General features: G+C 67.8%; 17 protein-coding genes. 2 read left to right on the top strand and 15 right to left on the bottom strand.

Annotated features, from left to right (window positions below; translation table 11 throughout):
- The first annotated feature begins 41 nt into the window (after nucleotides 1-41).
- Together BO221_RS21730 and BO221_RS21725 are read left to right on the top strand one after the other, a co-directional pair.
- Nucleotides 42-746 (top strand): hypothetical protein, encoded by a 705-nt coding sequence (locus BO221_RS21730; protein ID WP_073562412.1) that lies wholly within the window; start codon nucleotides 42-44, stop codon nucleotides 744-746.
- A 201-nt stretch (nucleotides 747-947) separates the two neighbouring features.
- Nucleotides 948-1238 carry a hypothetical protein gene (locus BO221_RS21725; protein WP_073562411.1) on the top strand — a complete coding sequence of 97 codons (291 nt, stop codon included), beginning with the start codon at nucleotides 948-950 and terminating at the stop codon, nucleotides 1236-1238.
- A 15-nt stretch (nucleotides 1239-1253) separates the two neighbouring features.
- On the opposite strand, the gene BO221_RS21720 is transcribed toward BO221_RS21725, so the two are convergent.
- From BO221_RS21720 to BO221_RS21650, 15 genes are all read right to left on the bottom strand, one after another.
- A complete protein-coding gene (locus BO221_RS21720; RefSeq protein ID WP_073562410.1) occupies nucleotides 1254-1829 on the bottom strand; it encodes a hypothetical protein in 576 nt (191 codons plus the stop codon).
- 213 nt (nucleotides 1830-2042) lie between these two features.
- A complete protein-coding gene (locus tag BO221_RS21715) occupies nucleotides 2043-2267 on the bottom strand; it encodes a hypothetical protein (RefSeq protein ID WP_073562409.1) in 225 nt (74 codons plus the stop codon).
- Nucleotides 2268-2477: 210 nt separating this feature from the next.
- Nucleotides 2478-4460, bottom strand: coding sequence for a hypothetical protein (locus BO221_RS21710; RefSeq protein ID WP_233166198.1), 1983 nt, complete (start codon nucleotides 4458-4460; stop codon nucleotides 2478-2480).
- Nucleotides 4461-4919: 459 nt separating this feature from the next.
- A complete protein-coding gene (locus BO221_RS21705; protein WP_073562407.1) occupies nucleotides 4920-5567 on the bottom strand; it encodes a hypothetical protein in 648 nt (215 codons plus the stop codon).
- Complete coding sequence (locus tag BO221_RS21700) at nucleotides 5564-7474, bottom strand: hypothetical protein (RefSeq protein WP_073562406.1); 1911 nt, start codon at nucleotides 7472-7474, stop codon at nucleotides 5564-5566. The genes BO221_RS21705 and BO221_RS21700 overlap by 4 nt, the downstream gene beginning before the upstream one ends.
- Nucleotides 7474-8310 (bottom strand): hypothetical protein, encoded by an 837-nt coding sequence (locus tag BO221_RS21695; RefSeq protein WP_073562405.1) that lies wholly within the window; start codon nucleotides 8308-8310, stop codon nucleotides 7474-7476. The genes BO221_RS21700 and BO221_RS21695 overlap by 1 nt, the downstream gene beginning before the upstream one ends.
- On the bottom strand, nucleotides 8300-10303 hold the full coding sequence (locus tag BO221_RS21690; protein WP_073562404.1) for a hypothetical protein: 2004 nt from the start codon (nucleotides 10301-10303) through the stop codon (nucleotides 8300-8302). The genes BO221_RS21695 and BO221_RS21690 overlap by 11 nt, the downstream gene beginning before the upstream one ends.
- A 14-nt stretch (nucleotides 10304-10317) precedes the next feature.
- Complete coding sequence (locus tag BO221_RS21685; RefSeq protein ID WP_143195604.1) at nucleotides 10318-12198, bottom strand: hypothetical protein; 1881 nt, start codon at nucleotides 12196-12198, stop codon at nucleotides 10318-10320.
- Nucleotides 12198-12824 carry an OmpA family protein gene (locus tag BO221_RS21680; RefSeq protein ID WP_073562402.1) on the bottom strand — a complete coding sequence of 209 codons (627 nt, stop codon included), beginning with the start codon at nucleotides 12822-12824 and terminating at the stop codon, nucleotides 12198-12200. The genes BO221_RS21685 and BO221_RS21680 overlap by 1 nt, the downstream gene beginning before the upstream one ends.
- Nucleotides 12825-12833: 9 nt before the next feature.
- Nucleotides 12834-13541: a MotA/TolQ/ExbB proton channel family protein gene (locus tag BO221_RS21675; protein WP_073562401.1), complete on the bottom strand. Its 708-nt coding sequence runs from the start codon at nucleotides 13539-13541 to the stop codon at nucleotides 12834-12836.
- Nucleotides 13542-13556: 15 nt separating this feature from the next.
- Nucleotides 13557-14186, bottom strand: coding sequence for a tetratricopeptide repeat protein (locus tag BO221_RS21670; protein ID WP_073562400.1), 630 nt, complete (start codon nucleotides 14184-14186; stop codon nucleotides 13557-13559).
- Nucleotides 14183-15145, bottom strand: a complete 963-nt coding sequence (locus BO221_RS21665) for a hypothetical protein (RefSeq protein ID WP_073562399.1) — start codon at nucleotides 15143-15145, stop codon at nucleotides 14183-14185. The genes BO221_RS21670 and BO221_RS21665 overlap by 4 nt, the downstream gene beginning before the upstream one ends.
- On the bottom strand, nucleotides 15136-16341 hold the full coding sequence (locus BO221_RS21660; protein WP_073562398.1) for a hypothetical protein: 1206 nt from the start codon (nucleotides 16339-16341) through the stop codon (nucleotides 15136-15138). Before BO221_RS21660 ends, BO221_RS21665 begins: the two co-directional genes overlap by 10 nt.
- A complete protein-coding gene (locus BO221_RS21655; protein ID WP_073562397.1) occupies nucleotides 16338-16979 on the bottom strand; it encodes a hypothetical protein in 642 nt (213 codons plus the stop codon). Before BO221_RS21655 ends, BO221_RS21660 begins: the two co-directional genes overlap by 4 nt.
- Nucleotides 16979-17695: a hypothetical protein gene (locus BO221_RS21650; protein ID WP_233166197.1), complete on the bottom strand. Its 717-nt coding sequence runs from the start codon at nucleotides 17693-17695 to the stop codon at nucleotides 16979-16981. Before BO221_RS21650 ends, BO221_RS21655 begins: the two co-directional genes overlap by 1 nt.
- Nucleotides 17696-17997 lie beyond the last annotated feature (302 nt).

Below are 17997 nucleotides of genomic sequence, written 5' to 3'. Positions count from 1 at the left end.
CGATTGCGGCTCGAAGGCGGGTGGAGATTAAGCTCCACGGCATGCGCGTGCTTGCCCTTCTTTCCTTGCTCCTCGGTGTCTCCGCTCGAGCGGAAGCGCCACAAGATGATCTCCTCCAACGTCTAGGCGAGGCGGAGGAGCGGAAGCTGGCCATCCCCGGCTGCCGCACCGTGGAGAGTTCGGTCACGGAGGAACTGGACGCGGAGGGCAAGGTGAAGGGACGGCTGACCCGCAGCTACGAGGTCACCCGCTCCGGAACCACGGTGGTTGCACGCAAGCTTCTCTCCCAGAAGGAAGAGGGGGACCTGAGCCGCCAGCTCAAGGAGGAGCCGAAGGACCCGCCGAAGAACGAGGACGACAAGGCGAGGCTGTCCCCGTTCCATCCGCGGGCCAGGGCGGATTACCGCTTCGACTCCACACCGGGTCCGAGCGAGGGGCTCGTGACCGTGAAGTTCGCCCCCTTGAAGCCGGACAAGAAGCGGATGAAGGGACAGGCGGTGGTGGAGGCGCGGGCCGGGAAGGTGATGAGCCTGCGCATTTCCCCCTCCGACATGCCCCCCATGTTGGATGAGCTCCAGATGGACTTCCTGGCCTACACGGAGACCCCGTGCGAGCGGCAGCCCACGCGGATGAACATCGCCGCCTCGGGCGGAGTCCTCCTCTACAAGGTGCGCTTTCGTACGGAGGTGACGGTGACCGGACACCAGAAGGTGGACGCGCCGGGCTCCGCGACCGGAGCGCGCTGACGGGTGTCTGCCCTCCGGAGATACATCCGGAAGAGGGGATGCCCTGACAACCGGAAGCGGCGTGTGCCGTCAGCAGCCCTCCTCGACCCCTCGGCTCCAGCTCTCTCCACCGCTATTGGAAGCGGTGGGAATCGAAGCCGCTAAGAGGGTGTTGAGCAAGAGCGAGGTGGAGGAGATTCAGCGCGCGGGCGGGCTCGCCTCGTGGCAAGCCCCGCCGCCGCACCGCTGAACAGGGACAACTACACCCAGCAGGTCTGGCGCTGGCTGAAGGAGCGGACCGGTGGCGCGCGGCCGGGGCCGGTCATCCTGCTCGGCTACGGGAGCGAGGACCGCCTCGCCCCCACCGACAGGCTGCTCGCGGAGGCGCTCCCGCCGGAGAACGTGAGGACGGTCCCCGGTGGCCACGACTGGGCACCCTGGAAGGTGCTCCTCGCGCGGTTCCTCGAGCACCCCGCCGTCCGCTCGCACTGCGGCGACGGGGTGCCGGACTGAGCGCTCCCGCGTCCGTCAGAACGCGAAGCCGACGCCGGCGCGCAGGCCGAAGTTGCCGATCTCCGCGCGCAGGGCCACCGTGTCGGCCACCCGGTAGGAGACACCCGGGCCCGCCGTGACGTAGAGGCCACCGACGTTGTACACGCCGAGGTCCGCGGCGCTCGTGAACGCGAGCACCCAGCCGAGGCCGACCTTGGCGTAGGCGTCGAACCGGTCGGTGAGGTGGAACGTCCAGCGCCCCTCGGCGGGGATGCCGATGGCCGTGTAGGTGAAGCCGCCGGTCCCGCCGAACCAGACGTCACCGCCGAACTCCAGCTCGACGGAGTCGTTGAGGGCGGGGATGAAGCCGTCATGGGCGATGGGGAGCGTATAGCGCGCGGCTGCGCCCATGCCGAAGCCGTAGTACCAACTCGGGAACGCGAAGACCGAGAGCATATGGTCCCGCGTCTGAGGGCTCCGGTCTAGCAGCCCGCCCTGCCGGCGGAAGGCGGACTCGCGGTTGGAGGAGGGCTCCGCGTCTTCGCTCGCGCCAGGGGCGCCGGAGGCGAAGAGGAGGGAACTGGTCAGGAGGGCAGCAGCAGCGGTGAGCATCGGTGTTCTCGTTTGGATTCCGGCCAAGCCGGGTGCGCGCACCATATGAAGAACCCGTGAGACGTGGCTAGTGCCCGGAGAGGGGGGATGTGAGCGAACCCGGTTAGGAGTGGGCTCGACTCAAGGCGGCGGGCAACCTCGATTGGAAGCGGCGGGAATCGAACCCGCCGCCTGGCACTCCCAGAATGGGCCTGGCAGTAGCGTGCGGAGTGATCAGCGCGGCTTCTGGAGAGAGAGTCCAAGCTGCTTCTTCAATACATCTCCAATCCGCGCGATCTCACTGGCATCTCGAGAACCTATCGAGACGCCCATTCCCTGTTTCTCGAACTGCGTAATGCCGATTGCCGTGTCGCCGCGCTCCGCGCAGACACAGATGCTGTCGGAGAACCATTCTTCATTGAAGCCGAGCTCGAGAATGACGCGGCGGGCGTCATCCATTCTGTTCATCAATCCTAGCGCTGCATAGGACGATGCGTAGAAGGCATGGGAAGGACGGGTGGATAGTCGACGACCTCTGCCCCCTCGTATCGCCCGGGCGCAACGCCCGCCCGCGGGGCTCCGGCGCCACGGCCGGGAGCCCGTCGAGGCAGGCGCTTACATCTACGAGGGCCCCCATTCCGCCGAGACCTGGCGGAACAGGCTCTGGCTCTACAGCGTCTTGAGGTACTCGATCAGCGCCCGACGCTCCGTGTCGGTGAGCACGGAGTTGAACTCATGTCCGCCGTTGTCCTGGCCGAACGCGTGGGTGTTGTAGATCTTCCGATCCTCGAGCTGCTGCCGCGTGCGCGTCGGCGGATAGAGGATGTTCCACGTGGCGACCAGGTTGCTGAAGAGCACGTTCTGGATTTCCTGCGCGAGGGGCGTACGGAACTCGTCGCCCGGGTCGCAGTTGATGTACGGCGACACCGCCGGGTTGAAGATCGAGCGCCACTGGCAGGCGATGGTGTCGTACTTCCAGCCGAGTTTCGTGGAGTCGAAGGCGCGTTGCAGGTTCGTGTCGAAGCCCATGATGGTGAGCGGCTGATCCCAGCGCGGAGGAGAGGAGACGCGGCGCCAGATGGGCTTGCGGTCAGAGGGCTTGAGCACCTCCCAGACATTGGGGACCGAGCCGTTGTGAAAGTACGGCGCGGTGGCCCAGACGCCGTAGAGCGGCGGCGCGAGGTAGCCGAGCTCCCGGTTGCCGCGAATGTGCGGCTGGTTCTGCGGGCCGCAGTCCTGGGCGGTGCCCGCCGTCGTCGGATAGCCGAAGAAGTTCTTGGCGCCGGCGGCCTGCACCGCTGCGTTGTTGGTGTTCACCCGGACAGGGTCGGTGCCGATGATGCTCAGGGGGACGATGTAGCTCGCCATGCCCTCCAGCGCCGGGGTCGCGAGGAACGCGGGGTCATTGACGTAGCGAGGCGAGTAGGCACCGTGGCAGCTCGCGCAGGAGCCGTTGCCCTGGGGCCGCGGCACGGAGTTGTTGCGCCCCGGCGCCCACATGTCGAGCGTGTGGAACAGCACCGCCCCCTGCTCGGCCAGCGCCTGGTTGATCGGAAGCGGATAGGGCGGTGACTTGAGCGAGTCAACCCAGGTGTTGAGGCTCGGACCGTTGGCGCGCATCCAGTCCTGCCCCGCTTCGCTCACCGGCCCGCCGATCCCGCCGAACAGGCCGAAGAACGGCGTGTAGAACACCATGTCCACGCGTGGCGCATCCATCGGGAACACACCGTCGACGAACTTCACCGGCCGGTGCCCCATGTTCCACCAGGCAGGCGTATCCATTCCGGCGGTCGAGCCCGAGTTGATGACGCCCAACACCTCGGAGGGCGTCAGCGGCTCCTCGTCCGGGAACAGGAAGGCGAGGTTGATGTCGCTGGCGTTGTTGGTGCCGCGGGTGCGGTTGAGGTTCAGGAACGTGGCCAGCGACGCCGGATAACCCAGGGGCAGCAGATCGGACAGGAACAGGTCCAGATCCGCCAGGCTGCTGCCGCCGCCCGTGGTCACCCCAAGGCCTGGACCATCCGTGGGCGTGCCCACCACGCCGCTGTGGCAGGCATGACAGGTGACTCCAATGCGTCCGCTCCAGGTGCCGTCCGGATTGCGCAGTTGCGTCAGCATCTGCGGGAGCTGACCGCTCCCGCCGTTGGTGAAGTTCGGGTTCTCCCAAGGCATCGGATAGGGATTACGTTCCGTGCTCATCCCCGAGCCGTAGCGCTGGGACACCAACGCATCGAAGTTGTCGGGACGGAAGGGGAAGCCCCAGATCCGCCACAGCTCGTTGTACTGCAACGAGGTGAAGGTGGCGATGCCGAACCCGGCCTCGAGGCGTGTGGGGTCGGTGCCGGTGAACAGCGCGCCCGCGCCCGGGTGGCCGTTCGTCAGCAACGCCTCGCCGAGGTTGAAGCGCCGGCGCAGTTGGCCACAGGTCTGTGCCGCGCCTTCCTCCTTCACCGCCACCGGGTCGACGTGGCAGTCCTTCCAGTAGGCATTGAAGTGCACCGCCCGGCTGTCGCTGATGCCGGGCTGCACCAGGGTTCGTGGGTCCGCCGGCAAGACGGCGCTATCCGGCTTGCCGTAGCAGAAGTCCCACTGTGCCGAGCCTCCTCGACTGCTGCCGAGCAAATCACTCGCGCTCGCGAGGCCGGGGAACACCAGGGCCCCCGCTGCAAGCAATGTTCGAATGAAGGGGACAACGGTCGTGCTCGCTCCTGCTGACATCCTGTCTGGACTCATGGGGTCTCCTCGTGCGCTGCGTGTTCCCACTTCGCTGGCAACGATGTGCGGCAGAGACCAGGCGGAGCCCGCTTCGAGGTTGATACCGCGCAGGCCAAAGCAGAAGAGAGCTAAAGCGGGAATTCCTGGCAGCCGCGAGAGTCAAGGTAGATCCCTATTGACAGAGGGTCAATAGGCTGTTGGCGGGATGTCAACAGTTGAGCTGGCTCTGACGCAATGCTTCACAGTTCTCGGAGGAGAGGATGAAGCTGTAACGCAATGAGTCATGCTTCCCGCGCGCGGTTTCCGCATCGCAGCGGCGGAGGGCACGGCGGCGGAGTCTGCGCGGTGGGCAGTCCGGTGCCGTGCCGGTTGGGAAGTGCTGATTCGAGCGCCTCGTCAGAACTCGATGACGATGCTGACGCGGCCGGGAAGGTCCTGCTTCTGCTCGGGCTTCAGCCGGTAGCTCGGGCTGGAGAGGACGCCCTGGACGCAGTCGCGTTGCTTCCCGCTCAGCTCGCCTCCCGTTCCCACGGGCTCGAGCGCATGGTCGGAGACGGAGCCGCTCGCGGCGTTCACCGCGGCCGTCCAGCGCAGGGCCCCGGGCCGCTCGGTCCCACTGAAGCACTGCGCCAGGCGCGGGCTGCGCGCCGCGACCTGAATGCGGAAGTCGTCCAGCCAGCTCGGCGAGGTCTGCGCCTCGTTCTGGTAGTTCCCCCTCCGCTGGCGCTTCATCCGCTCGCTGAATGCCTTCGGCTTGCTCGCGGGCGGCTCGGGCTTCTTCGGCTTCACCTCCGCTGGCGCGGGTTCCACCACTGGCTCCGGAGGCGGCACGGGCGGCGGCTGGCACTCACAGCGCACCAACATCGCCAGGAGCAGCAGCGCGGCGATCGTCACCGCTCGGCGAATCCGTTTCCGCCTCTTCTCGCGTTGGACGGATGGGAGCTGCTCCACCCGCTCGCGTGCCGCCCGCTTCATGAGCTCCACCGAGCGGCGCAGCTCCTTCTTGCGCTGGCGCAGCTCGCGCCGAAGCTCCCTGGGATTCATTCGGAGAGCCTCCACCCGAAAACGAGTGCGCCCTTCGCGTCCCGCCACTCCACCGGCTCGAGCACGATGGGCGTAAAGACGGACGGCGCCTGGGGCTCGGGCGGCCTGAAGGGCCATGGCAGCGGATCGGCCGGCGCGAGGCGGATGTTCCCGGCGAAGGTCGAGCGCGTGGGTGACAGCGCCCGCGCGTTTCCGCTCACCGAGTCATCGAGGTGGCTCAGGCCGTCGAGGATCGACTGGGCCCGATCCATGAGCTCGCCAGCCGTCCGGCTCTGCGACTTCACCGTCGTGGATTCTGCGTTCAGGGGACGGAGCACCTCGAGCAGGTGCTTGAGCGTTGGAACGTTGGCCCGCCGGACGTCCGCATCTTCCGCTTCGATGTTCTCGAGGAGCTGTCTCACGAACCTCAGCACCGACGAGGGCTCTTCGCGGATCGCATCGCGCAACCGCGTCGCCATCTCACCCGGCTTGCCCTGCGACAGCGGCCGGAGCCGCTCGATCGCCGTGTCGAAGGAGCCACCGCGCCGGGCAGTCTGGGTGATCCGCTCGAAGGATCGATCATCGGCGCGAAGCGCCGCGCGCCAGACCAGATCCTCGATGACCTGGTTGTACTCCTGCCGAGGAACCAGCGCCTTCAGCGTGGCGACGACCTCGTCGTTGGTCTCGTAGCGGGAGAGCACATACGACAGCCACCGCCGTGCGAGCCCCTGGGTGACGGCCGCCTCGCGCGAGGTCTCGGCCTGCTGCAAGGAATACGCGAAGGCTCGCAGGGACTCCTGCAGCTCTCCCGCCTCCAGGAAGCCCACGCCCCGGTGCAGCGCGATGACTGCCCGCTCGCGGAACCCGGTGTTCTCATCGAGTTCGAGGAGGCTCTTGCCTCGCTCGCCCGAGGTCAGCGCGCCGCGCAACTCCGCCGAGTCGCTCGCTCCCACGAAACCGATCCAGGCCTCGAGCTCCTTGCCGTCCTTGCGGCGGATCAGCTCGTCGATGATCTCGAGCATGAGCTTCTGGAGCGCGGCCGGATCCTTCGACAACGGTTGCGCATGGGCGAACAGGTACAGCCGCCGTTCCCGGTTCAGCGCCAGCCACTCCCGCGAGGTCCAGGTCAGGCTTCGTCGAAGGAACGCCGCTTGCGGCGAGTTCTCGGGGAATGTCTCCAGACTGCTCCGGAGCTCCGCCGCGCCGGCCGCGGAGACACCGGCCACCCGGGCCTGCTGCGCGACACTCCGGGCGTTCTGACGTGCCTTGCGTGCCTCCTCGCCCGCGAGCATCAGGTCGAGATCGAAGATGCGCGCTTCCACGACCGACAGGTTCCGGACCTTCTCCCGCACGAGGGTGGCGCGCGACCTCGCCAGCAGATTGCGTAGGCGCCAGCCCGTGTCTTGTCGATCCTCGAGCTCGATGAACGGGGTCCATCCGAACCGCAGCGCGGTGGTGGCCGGCTGCAGGCAGTCGGTCCGGAAGAAGGTCACGGAACGCAGCTCCTCCGCCGAGAGCACGTCCTGCAGCGAGATGAACCGTTGCTGGCGCCCGACCTGGAAGACGTCCCACGGCGCGGGCATCGAGGGCGGTGGGCCCTTGCTGAGCGAATGGACGATCGTGTTGTGCAGCCCCAGCGGCCAGAGGCCCGCGCCCCCTCGCTCGTCATCCTCGAATCCGTCCTGGCACAGCCCGATGCTCCCGAGCGCCGCCCACACCACGGAGCGGAATTCAGGATCCTCTCGCGGGCGCTCGCCCCGCTGGAGAAGGCTGTTGCGAAGCAGCCACAGCTTGAGCGCGTCCTCCGGACGGCCGTCCCGGAGCGCGAGGCGCGCGTTGTAGAAGACCACGGTCTGCCTGGACGCCGTCTCCTCCGCGGCCGCGGCGCTCGACAACAGGCCAGCGATGATGGCGGCGGCCCAGCGCATCAGAATGTCCAGCCCGCGGCGAGCGAGAGCTCCCACCAGAGCCCCAGGCCTGTTCCGGTGACGATGCCCACCAGTGGCACGGCCATCATCGCCCGCGGCGACAGGAAACCTCCGGACCCGAAGTACACGTCCACGGAGATCCCCGCGAGGAGGCCATACCGGGCAGGGTCGATCTGCATGCCGCCTGGCCGCGAGGACTCGAGCTGCCCCAGCTCGTGGTCGGAGAGGCGCGGCGCGAGGAGCGAGGTGGCGACGTCCTGGAACTTCATGCCGCCCATCGCTCCCGGGTAAAAGAGGTAGCGGAAGCCCGCGTTGGCCGAGAACACCAGCTCGGTCGCGGGGAAGAAGCCGGGCAGGGCGGTCACCACGCCCTCCGCCAACGGGTACCCGAGGTTGACGTCGAGCTCGATGCGGCTGGGGCGGCCGTATTGGCGGTACGGCGTGAGCGCCAGCTTCTCGGTGCTGTCGGTTCCCCACGTGAACGCGCGGGAAATCGCCAGCTCCCCCATGAATTTCCCGAACGGCCTGCGCGCCAGGAGCCCAAGGCGGGTGCTGCCGAAGTTGTTCCGCTCGAGGAGTTCGCTGCCGATCAGCCCGATCCCGAGGGTGGACTTCCGCCAGTCGAAACGCACCGACTTCGAGGCCGTGCCGATCATCCGCTCGGTGAGCGCGTCGAGCGGCGTGCGGAAGCCCTCCAGCGTGTCGTCGGCCTTCTCGGGGCCGGCGGGGGACGATTCCGGGGATGATTCCGGGGACGGTTTCGGGGCCTGCTCTTCCGCGGCCAGCACGGCGCGCGGCGACAGGAGGACGAAGAGGACGAGAAGGCTACGGATCATTCGGGAAGCCTCCGTCACCCGGCCGCGGGAACAGCGGGCGATAGCACTGCATGCGGTAGGCGTCCCGGAACGGCGCATGGACGTTGTAGGTGACGCTCGTATCGAACGTCGGGTGATCGCAGAAGCGCGTGCATTGCGCCAGGATGTTGCCCACGGGGAACTCGCCCGTCGTCCACAGCTGGCTCGCCCAGGTCTCCTCGTTGGAGTTGACGATTCCGAATGGCACGCTGAAACCGTAGGCCGTCACGGCTCCGGCGAGAGAGCTCTCGTAGTTCGCCTTCAACAGGAATGGGAAGTCCCAGAACAGCCCGAGCGCATAAGCGGGCTGCGGGGCCGTCTGGTGCAGCGCGGGAAGCACCTCGAGCCCTGCCGGAGCTGGAGTGCTCGGGGTGCGGAACACGATCTTCCTCTGGTCCGCGTCCGGGCAATAGGAGAACGCATCGCCCGGCTCCGCCGTGATGATCTCGTTGTTGTAGAAGGTCGCGGTCCCGAACTCTCCGACCGGGACGTTCTCGGAGAGGGGCGTGTGCTCGGGAGCCCGGAACGACATCGCGGTCATCCTCCCCGCCTGTCCCTCCGAGTACTTCTCGATGAACCGGAGGTACTGCGTACGGGTCGTCAGGATCGGAAGCTGATTGAAGCGGAACGGCCCGAGCTCGATGTCGGGGATCTGCGACACCGCGGGGCAAGTGCTCGACGCCGCTGCTGGGACGTCGTCGAGGTCGTCGAACAGGAGGTTGGGTGGGCACCACAACACCAGCCGCCGGAGCTCCGGGCGCCCGACGGTGTGCGCCATGCTGTCGTAGACGAAGGCGCCGGTGACCCGCGGCGAGCTCTTGTCCCGCTCGAAGGGCAGCACTTTCTGGAGCGCCTCCTCGAGGACGTTACCCAGCCGGCCCGTCGTATCGTCGTGATGCAGACCCAGCACGAGGACCATGTCCCGCCCCTGCATCCGCACCTCATCGATCTTCGTGCGGAGCCGGACGGAGAGCTCGTCGGCGAACCCGCGAGCGTTCCAGTCGTCGATGCAGATCTCCGGAGCGTCCTCGAGGAAGAGGCGCTGCTCCTGCATCTTGTAATGCGGCGAGGAGATCGTCCGCCGGCACGGGCTCAACATGAACTTGATCGGGGTGTTCTCGGTGATCGGGCTGCGCAGCACCGGGAAGGCCGGGCGGACCTGCGGGTTCTTTCGCGCCAGAGCCACCGCCTCGAAGGTGCCCCGCTTCGCCTCGGTGACGATCGAGCGCGCACAGACGGCCGGGGACTCGGATGCCGACAGCGGAAGCGTGCCCACGTCGAACACGGCCCGAGCGGTGGTCTCCACCGGCCCGAAGTCCAGCGGCGGCAGTGCTCCCGGACAGCCAGGAACCGAGCCGTAGCCGTACGGGTTGGCGCCGAAGTCCGCGGCGATGGCGCCGTGCCGCCGGCCGGCGATGGAGAAGTGGCGCCGCAGCCCGTACTTCTGCACCTCGTGATTCCGCAGCGTCGGGAACTGGTGCCGGGCACGCCATTGCACGTGCGTGTTGGTTTCGTCGAACACGCCGTACACCAGGAGGCTCCGGTTCGTGTGCGCGGCCCCCCTGCCGATGATGTTGAGGGCCACGGGCGCGTTCATCGTCATCTCGCCGGCACGGTGGTAGCGCAGCCGCAACCTCACGTCGCGCGGCTGCTCGCTCAGTGCCAGGCTGGTGCTGCCGCACACGCTCTTGGGGCCGCAGTCGGCCGGAACGTGGGTGTGGACCGTGCTGAGCTGTGACAGCGGCGTCCAGGGCAGCTCGAAGTGATCGGTGCGGACCGTGAGCTCGAGCTGGGTATCGGGCCCCAGCCCCTGCTCGGCGTTGGCCTGGTAGAAGACGAAGAGCGTGTCCTCCTCCTCGAACCAGGCCACGTCCGCGAGCGAGAAGCCCGCGTTGATGTCGACGATCGGCACCTTTTCGCAGGCGGCGACCGCGATGGCTGTGACCCCGATGAGCAGCAGGCGCGCGCGGTCCATCCCGTCCACCCCACCTAGGCGATGATCTCCGCGAAGGAGACCTTCCCTCGCGCGACCTGCTTCTTCACGGCAGAGATCAACTCGTTCTGGCCGCGCCGCGCGGCCCGGAGCTGCTCATCGCGCGAGACGAACGACATGTTGGCGCGGATGGCGTTCTGCATCGTCGGCGCGAGCCGCGTGATGAAGCTCTCCTGCCACGCGGGCTGCTGTACCGAGGACCAGCCGGCGAGCCCCCGGACGTCGACGTCGAGCAGCAGGTCCCTCTGGAGCTCGTCGGGCAGCTTGAGCAGCATGTCGCCGTAGAGAATGTCCTGGTACCAGAGCGGCAACGTCCCGCCGGAGCGGCCCTGCGCCCGCGCGAACAGCGCGCCGCGCTCGGAGGATTCGATCAGCGGCAACAGCACCGAGAGCGCGCCGGCCGCGTCGAACTGGCGGCCCCGGTCCAGGATGCCCTGGGCCGGAGGCGCCGGGGGAAGCGGCTTGCCCGCGCGCGCGGCGTCGAGCACCTCGAACAGGTGGACCGTCTCCTCCTTCGAGATGCGGTTGGACGTGAGCAGCTCGTTGGCGATCCGCACCCGCAGCTCGGGCGGCATGATCCGCACCACGTCCTGCTGGCAGTCGGTGGGTACGTGCCCGAACAGCAGTGCCCCATGACGGGGCGACAGGCTCTCGATCAGGTGCGCCACGCCGTTGGAGCCGAACTCCTCGCGCAGGCTGCGGTACACCTCGGCGTCCGCCTGGGCCATCAGCGTGGAGGAGATGGCGTGCTGGTTCAGCAAGCGGAAGAACTCCGCGTCCGAGATCAGCGCCTTCTCGTCCACCGTCTTCAGATACCCGGCGAACTCCACCTTGCGCACGGCGAGCTCACCGTCCGAGGTGAAGGCCAGGGACAGCCGATCGCCGAAGACGAAGATGGCCTTGGCCAGCAGCTCGAACTCGCCGGCCTTCAGCCAGTCGCGCAGCATCTCCACCACCATGCCCTCGTCCTTGGCCAGCTCGGCCTGGGCGATCCGCTCGTTCCACTGCTGCTGCTGGGCCGTGACGAACGCGAGCTCCGCGTCCCCCCTGGCCAGTGCCGGGTCCGCTCCGTCTGGAGACGGCTCCTGGGCATTCGGGGGCGTCCCAGCCTCCGGCGCCTTGTCGAGCGAACCCGCCGCGAGCTGCGCCGCCAGGGCCTTCTCCTCGAGCGTCTCGCGCCCAAGGCGGCGCAGGCCCCAGATGATGGTCAGCGCCGCCATCGTCAGCATGATCACCGCGATCATCCACGAGAAGTGCGGAAGCAGGCTGACCCAGAGCTCCCGCAGCGCGACGTCGGCTTGCCACGTCACCGGCGCCGGCGGCTCCACCGGCTTCTCCTCGGCCACCGGCGCCGGCTCCGGCGCTGCCGGCTTCGGGGGCTCGGGGGGAAGCGGAGACTCGCGCAGTCCCGGAGAGATCGGCTGGAGGATCTGCCGGCCGACCTTCACCTTGAGCCAGCCCTTCGACAGCCGCTGCTCGAGGCGCCGGACCAGGGCCTGGACGTCCTGGGTGGGGACCGATTTCTCGTGGGTGAACTCGCACTGCGCCTGCGTCAGGTACTCCTGCGGCGGCACGCTGCCGGGGCCTTCGGTCTGGCCGAGCCCGGGCAACGAGCTGCTGCGCGGCATGTCGACGGTGACGTGGTCGCGGTAGACACAGCCCTTGGAGAAGCAGCGCTCGGGGGCGCAGTCCTGGGCCAGCGCGAGATCGAACTGGCTCTCGAGCGTGCGCAGCTCCAGGAGCACGGGCGCGGGGACATGGCCCTGCGGCACCGGTGTCGGCGCTTCAGGGAGGCTGGTGCCCGCAGGGGGTGGGGTCTGGGCCTCCGCCACGGCGCTCAACGCGACCCAGGCGACGAGGACGGCCAAGCGTCTCATCAGTAGATCCTCACGACGACACGGCGGTGCCGGGCCAGGCGCTCGTCGTCACTCAGGCCCTTCAGCAGTTGCTCGGGGAGCGGCTTCGTCTCGGCGTAGCCCTCGACGCGGATGCGCGAGCGGTTGATCCCCACTTCCTCCAGCCGCTGCCGCACCACGATGGCGCGCGCGCTGGAGAGCTCCCAGTTGCTCGCGAACAGTCCACCGCTCACGATCGGTGTCGAGTCGGTGTGCCCCTCGACGGCGAAGTTGTACTGCGACGAGTACGGCGTGAGCTCCTTCAACATCGACGCCACGGTCTCATCGAACTCCGGCCGGATCCTCGCCTTCCCCGAGTCGAACACGAGCCCGGAGTTGAGGGACACCTCCAACCCCGCCTCGGTCACCGTGGTGGTCACGAGGTTCTGCAGGTTCTTGGCGGCGATCTGCTCCTCGAGCTCCTTGCGGATCGACTCCAGACTCGCCGGGCTCTGCCTGCCGGAGATGCTCTGGGCGATCTGCTGCATCTTCATCTTGTTGAGGTTCGCCGCGGTCAGCAGCACCACGAAGAACAGCAGCAGGTTGGTGATCAGATCGGCATAGCTGAGTAGCCAGCTCTCCTCCTGCCCCGCTTTCCGTCTTTGCATGGCTCACCTTCACCGCTCGCCGCGGGAGACGATCTCGTTGACGCTCTTCTCGCACCGCTCGAGCAACCCCAGGCGGTCGTCGAGCAGCCCGTTGAGGTAGGTGCCGATCGGACCGGCCACGCCGGCGCCGAACGCCACGCCGTACAGGGTCGCGAGCAGGGCCAGTGACATCGCCGCGCCGATGTTGAGGTTCTCCGAGCTCATGTTGCGGAAGAGCTGGATCATGCCGGTGATGGTGCCGACCATGCCGAACGCCGGCCCCAGCTTGGCGAGCATCTCCCAATTGTGGATCGCCGGCTGCCACCGGCTGATCTCCTCGTGCCGCAGCTCGGTGAAGGTCTTGCTGCTGGAGGCGTCGGTCGCCCGGTTCAGGATCAACTCCAGCATCTGCTTCACCGCGGGGAAGCGGCTGTTCCCGGCCAGATCGACCGCCTGGCTGCGCTTGCCGTCACGCCACAGCGCGGACAGTTGCTCGCGCTCGGCCTCCATCGCCCGGGTGGTCCGGCCGAACAGCGCCAGGCCGGGGACCAGCTCACGCAGGCACAGGAGGGTGCGCCACACGGTGGTGTGGCTGGAGCTCACCAGCACCGCCGAGCACGACCCGACCAACACCATCACCATCGCGTGGGCGTCGAACGCGGAGATGACCGCATCGCTGCGATCCTTGAACCCGTACCAGATGATGAAGCCCAACAGTATGAACCCGATGATCTGCACGACGTGCTTCTCCTGTTACTGCTGGCGCTGGAGCTCTTCGAGCTTCTTGCGAACGCCCGGCTCACTCTCGATGGCTTCGACCTGCTCGTAGATTTCGATGGCCTTCTCGCGCTCTCCCATCATCAGGAGGAGCGAGCCCTTGGCCCGAAGGAACTCGGGGTGCGACTTGTAGCGTGCCAACACGGTCTCACACCACTCGAGGGCCAGGTGGTAGTTGCCCTCGCGGGTGGCCTGCTCCATCAAGGTGCGCGCGCGGGTGATGCTCACTTCCGCCGCCGCCTCGTCGATGCGCAGGCCGCGCGCCCGGTATGCCTCGATGAGCGCCTTGTCCGCACTGGAGGGCGGCGGTGGCACCACCCGGCTGGCGGGGAGGGTCTTCACGTCGCCGTTGCCCGCGCCGTGTTCGATGACGATGCGCTGACCCGTGCCCAGCATGGGCACGTCCACCTCGGTCATCAGGTTGCCGTCGTTCCAACGGACCTTCATCACCGTGGTCGAGCCGAAGCCGAAGGGCCGCACCAGCGTCCCTTCCTCCTTGAGCGCCTCGGGCTTCTTCGGAGGCGGCTCGACCAGGTAATAGGTGTAGTTCCGCGTCGCGCAAGCGGAGGCCAGGATCGGCAGCAGGATGAGCAGGAATCGATTCATGGCAGGAAGGGCAGGGCGGTGATGTTCAGGAGGGAGATCCCGATGCCGATTCTCCCGTTGGTGGACGCGGTGAACGTGACGCCGTAGTTCGAGCTGGCGATCGGCACCCGCAGCACGAAGACGCCAGTCAGCAGCGGATCGAGAACCTGGGTCGGTGTGCCGCTGATGCCGCTGGCGATGGCCGTGGGCACGCTCAGCAGGATCTTCCCGCCGACCATGAGGTTCATCGCGTTGGGGATGACGCGGTAGTAGGAGCCGCCCACTCCCACCAGCGGGTCATAGATGGAGACGGACAAGCCGGCGAGGTTCGCGTTGGAGTCGCCCCACTGCTCCGTCCAATCCAGGGAGACGTGCTGGCCGGGGTACATCGTCACGTCGAGGAACGTGTGGGTGAGGCTGTCTCCCCGCGCGCGCCGCTCCAGCTCCTCGGTGAGGGTGAAGTTGCGGCGGGTGCGGGCCATCTCGGTGAGCCCCGGGTCGAAGTTCTGCACGAACACGATGCGGCTGTTGTGCAGATCGATGATGCGCAACGAAACGCCCTCCGGCGTCTCGTCGAGCCAGATCGCCGCCCGGGCCGGCGGGGCCTTTCCACGCGCGTTCTCGTCCAGCCGGATGATCTCCGCCGAGCCCAGCGCGGTCGTGAACTGCTCGAGCCGGCCCTCCTCCACGTACAGGCGCGAGGCCATGCACGCCTCGCAGGAGCGGAGCGCGGCGGAGCCGAACACGCGAACCAGGGTCTGCAACGCAGCGGCCGGGAACCAGGCTTTCGATTCCTCGAAAGCCGGCGAGACGCTCACCACCATGGCGGGAGTCACGTCCTTCAACGTGATTCCTCCCTCCTCCAGGCGCAGGGTGAGGGTCTCCTCCATCCGGGCGAGCGCCTCGCGCGAGGTGTCACGCTGGGCGAGGGCCACGGCCGGCAGCAGCGCGGCGAGAAGTGCGAGTTGCCTCAGAAGCAAAACGTCACCTCCGCGCCCACCGTGTGGAACTTCAGGATGTTGAGCAGGTTCAGGTGGGTACCGATCGAGGGCGCGTTGTCGAGCGCTGGCGCGGACTCGAGGAAGACCGAAGCCGCGATGCGATTCCCGACGCGCAGCTCGAGCCCGATCGGAAACGCGGCGAAGGTGGCGTGGGGCTCGACGAGCAGCGACGGGATGTCGGAGAGGACATCCTCCAGGTTCAGCACCTCGCTCCGGAACACCCGCGCCCCCTGCCCGTGGATGGACATCACGGAGCCGCCCAGGAAGACGTAGAGATCCGGCTGGGTGAGCGAGGCGACCGAGCCGGTGAGCAGGCGGGAAATGCGCGCCTGCCCCATGAAGCCCGTGTGCAGCTGGGGCATCCAGGTGACGCCCACCGAGAAGGTGCCGGTCCAGGCCCGCGCCTGGGTGAGCGCCACCTCGGCTCCAGCCTGGAGCCAGATGAAGGGCATCGCCGCGATGGGTCCTCCGGTGGAGGATTGGGCGTAGCTCCGCACCGCGACGCGCACCGGCACGGTGAGCAAGCCGCGGCCCTGGAGGGCGTCGAGGTACTCCTTCCGCGCCTCGGCCGCGCTCTTGAGGTGGTCTCCCGAGCGCAGCAGCGCCGGCGACGACGTGGAGGTCGTGAGGGTCTTCGCGTGGATGATCGGAAGCGCCGGCTCCAGCGAGGTGATACGGGCGCGCAGCACCAGCGCGCTGCCTTCCGCCTCGAAGTCGAGGAAGATCGCATGGCGCGCACCGGAGAGCGCGCCCGCGGTGGCCAGCGCTTCCGGCTGATCCACGCCGCGGGAGACGATCGTTCCCTTCGCGCCCGAGTGCACCACCACCGCGGTGCACTGCGGACAGTGCGCCAGGGTCAGCCGGGTGCGCGGGTTCTTCACCACCAGCTCGGCGAAGTGGTTCTCGATCAGGGCCGCCAGTCCGCTGCCGAAGCCCACCGGCACCGTGACGTCGGCGAGCACCACCGGCGTTTCCAGCTCGAAGACCGGCTGCCGCGTCCAGCCGTAGACGAGCTCGTCGAGCAGATCGTACGCCTGGAGCTGGATCTGCCCCGCCACCTCCCCGCGGAGCTTCTCCATCTGCGCCCGTTGCGCCTCGGCGATCTCCGGGGCCACCTCCGCCCACGACGACGAGGAGACCAGCGCGAGCGTGAGTGCGAGAAGCGCCGGCCTCATCGCAGCCACCTCCACTCTCCATTCAGACACAGTCCGGCGTGGAGCTGCGTCTCCCGTTCGTCGATCAGCATGATCCCCAGGAACGCGTCGTTCTCGCCGAGCGCGCGTTGAGCGAAGTAGCGCTTGCACGCCAGCGGATAGGCATCCTTCGGCGCCATCCGGCCGAGCACCACGATGTCGCCAGCGGCGAGGACCGGCACCTTGTCGGAGACCCGGCGTCCCTGCTCGGCGAGCTCGGTGCGCGCCGCCACGGAGATCTTCGCCGCCACCTCGGGCTGGGGATAGAAGGCATCCACGTGCCAGGTGAGCTTGCCTTGCCCCAGCGCGCTGGCGACCTCGGCGATCTCTCCCACCGACTCGCGCAGCGAAGCGAGGATGAGCTCGTCGCGCTCCGGCCGCTCTCCATTGCGCATGATGCGCCGCGTGCAGACGAGCGCCTCGGATTCCTGGTTCGCCAGGCGCGCGAGCGGCGCGGGGATCTCGCCCGGGCGGAGCTCATGCGCCCGCTGCTGGCTCATGCGCGAGCAATCGAGGTTCCGTGCCTCTGACTTGTCGTGCCAGATGCCAGGCGCGGGGTCGTACGGGCGCCCCTCGGACACCGCGAGTTGCACCAGGAGGAAGACCAGCAGGGTTTCCATTACGGCACCGCCCCCGTCTGGCGTGGGTTGCTCCCGCTCTGGGGAAGGGGCTCGAATGAGCGCAGCACGTCGGCGCGGACCCGCGCGTTGAAGGCGAGCTGGCTCAACTGTGCGTAGAAGTCGCGCGAAAAGTCCTTTGCCGCCGCATCGCCCGTGATCTCCTCCTCCGGCGGGCGCACGACGGCGTCGAGCACCCAGTTCACGCCCCATACTCCGGCGCCGAAGTACTCGATGAAGCGCGCCTTCAGGCTGTCGGAGGCGAGCACGAATCCGCTCGAGTCGCGAATGGTCACGTCCTGCGCGACGCTGTACTCCGTGTAGGCCGGCACGATCGTGAGCGTGAGGACCGTGAGGGCCCACAGCGGGCCGCTGCTCTCCTTGTGGAGGAGCCGCGACGACAGATTGACGACCAGGTCGGGCGGGGTGCCTTCCTGGAGGTTCCGCGATGATCTGCCATTGCGGGGCACGTCGGTTTCGACCCTCGCGCCCTGGTTCCGGAACAGCGCGCCGACCTTGCGGCAGAGGAGGTCGGCGGCGCCCGCCTGGAGGTAGTCCCCCGGGACGCAGCGCACGAGCAGGCGCATGCCCTCGAAGTTCGCGAGCTGCGGATCGACGATCGCCGGGCGCTGCAATGCGCTGAGCGGCTGGTACACGGTGGTGGTGACGCAGCCGGACAGCAGCGCACCGCACAGCAGTACCCAGCCCGCGTTCCTCACCCTGCGCCCGAATTTCACAGCACGGCGTGTCATGTGGTCGACGACTTTATGCAACTGTTGCGCCGACGCCTATAGGCGAGAGAACGAGGCGCGTTGTGCACTCCGGGAGCGGGGATCCGCGACACGGATGTCGCGACCCGGCTTCAATCGAGCCTTCATGTGCACAAGCGCCTCCGACGCTAGAGGTTTCGCACCGCCCGGCGGAACGCTCTGTCAAACGGAACCAGCCCTGTCAATTGACAGGATTGCTCGTGAAAATTACACATGCGGACCGTAAAACCCCGCAAACCCCCATCTCCACG

It is taken from the genome of Archangium sp. Cb G35 (assembly GCF_001896145.1).
GTDB classification, from domain to species: Bacteria; Myxococcota; Myxococcia; order Myxococcales; family Myxococcaceae; genus Archangium; species Archangium violaceum.
This window is presented reverse-complemented; position numbering and strand designations above follow the sequence as displayed.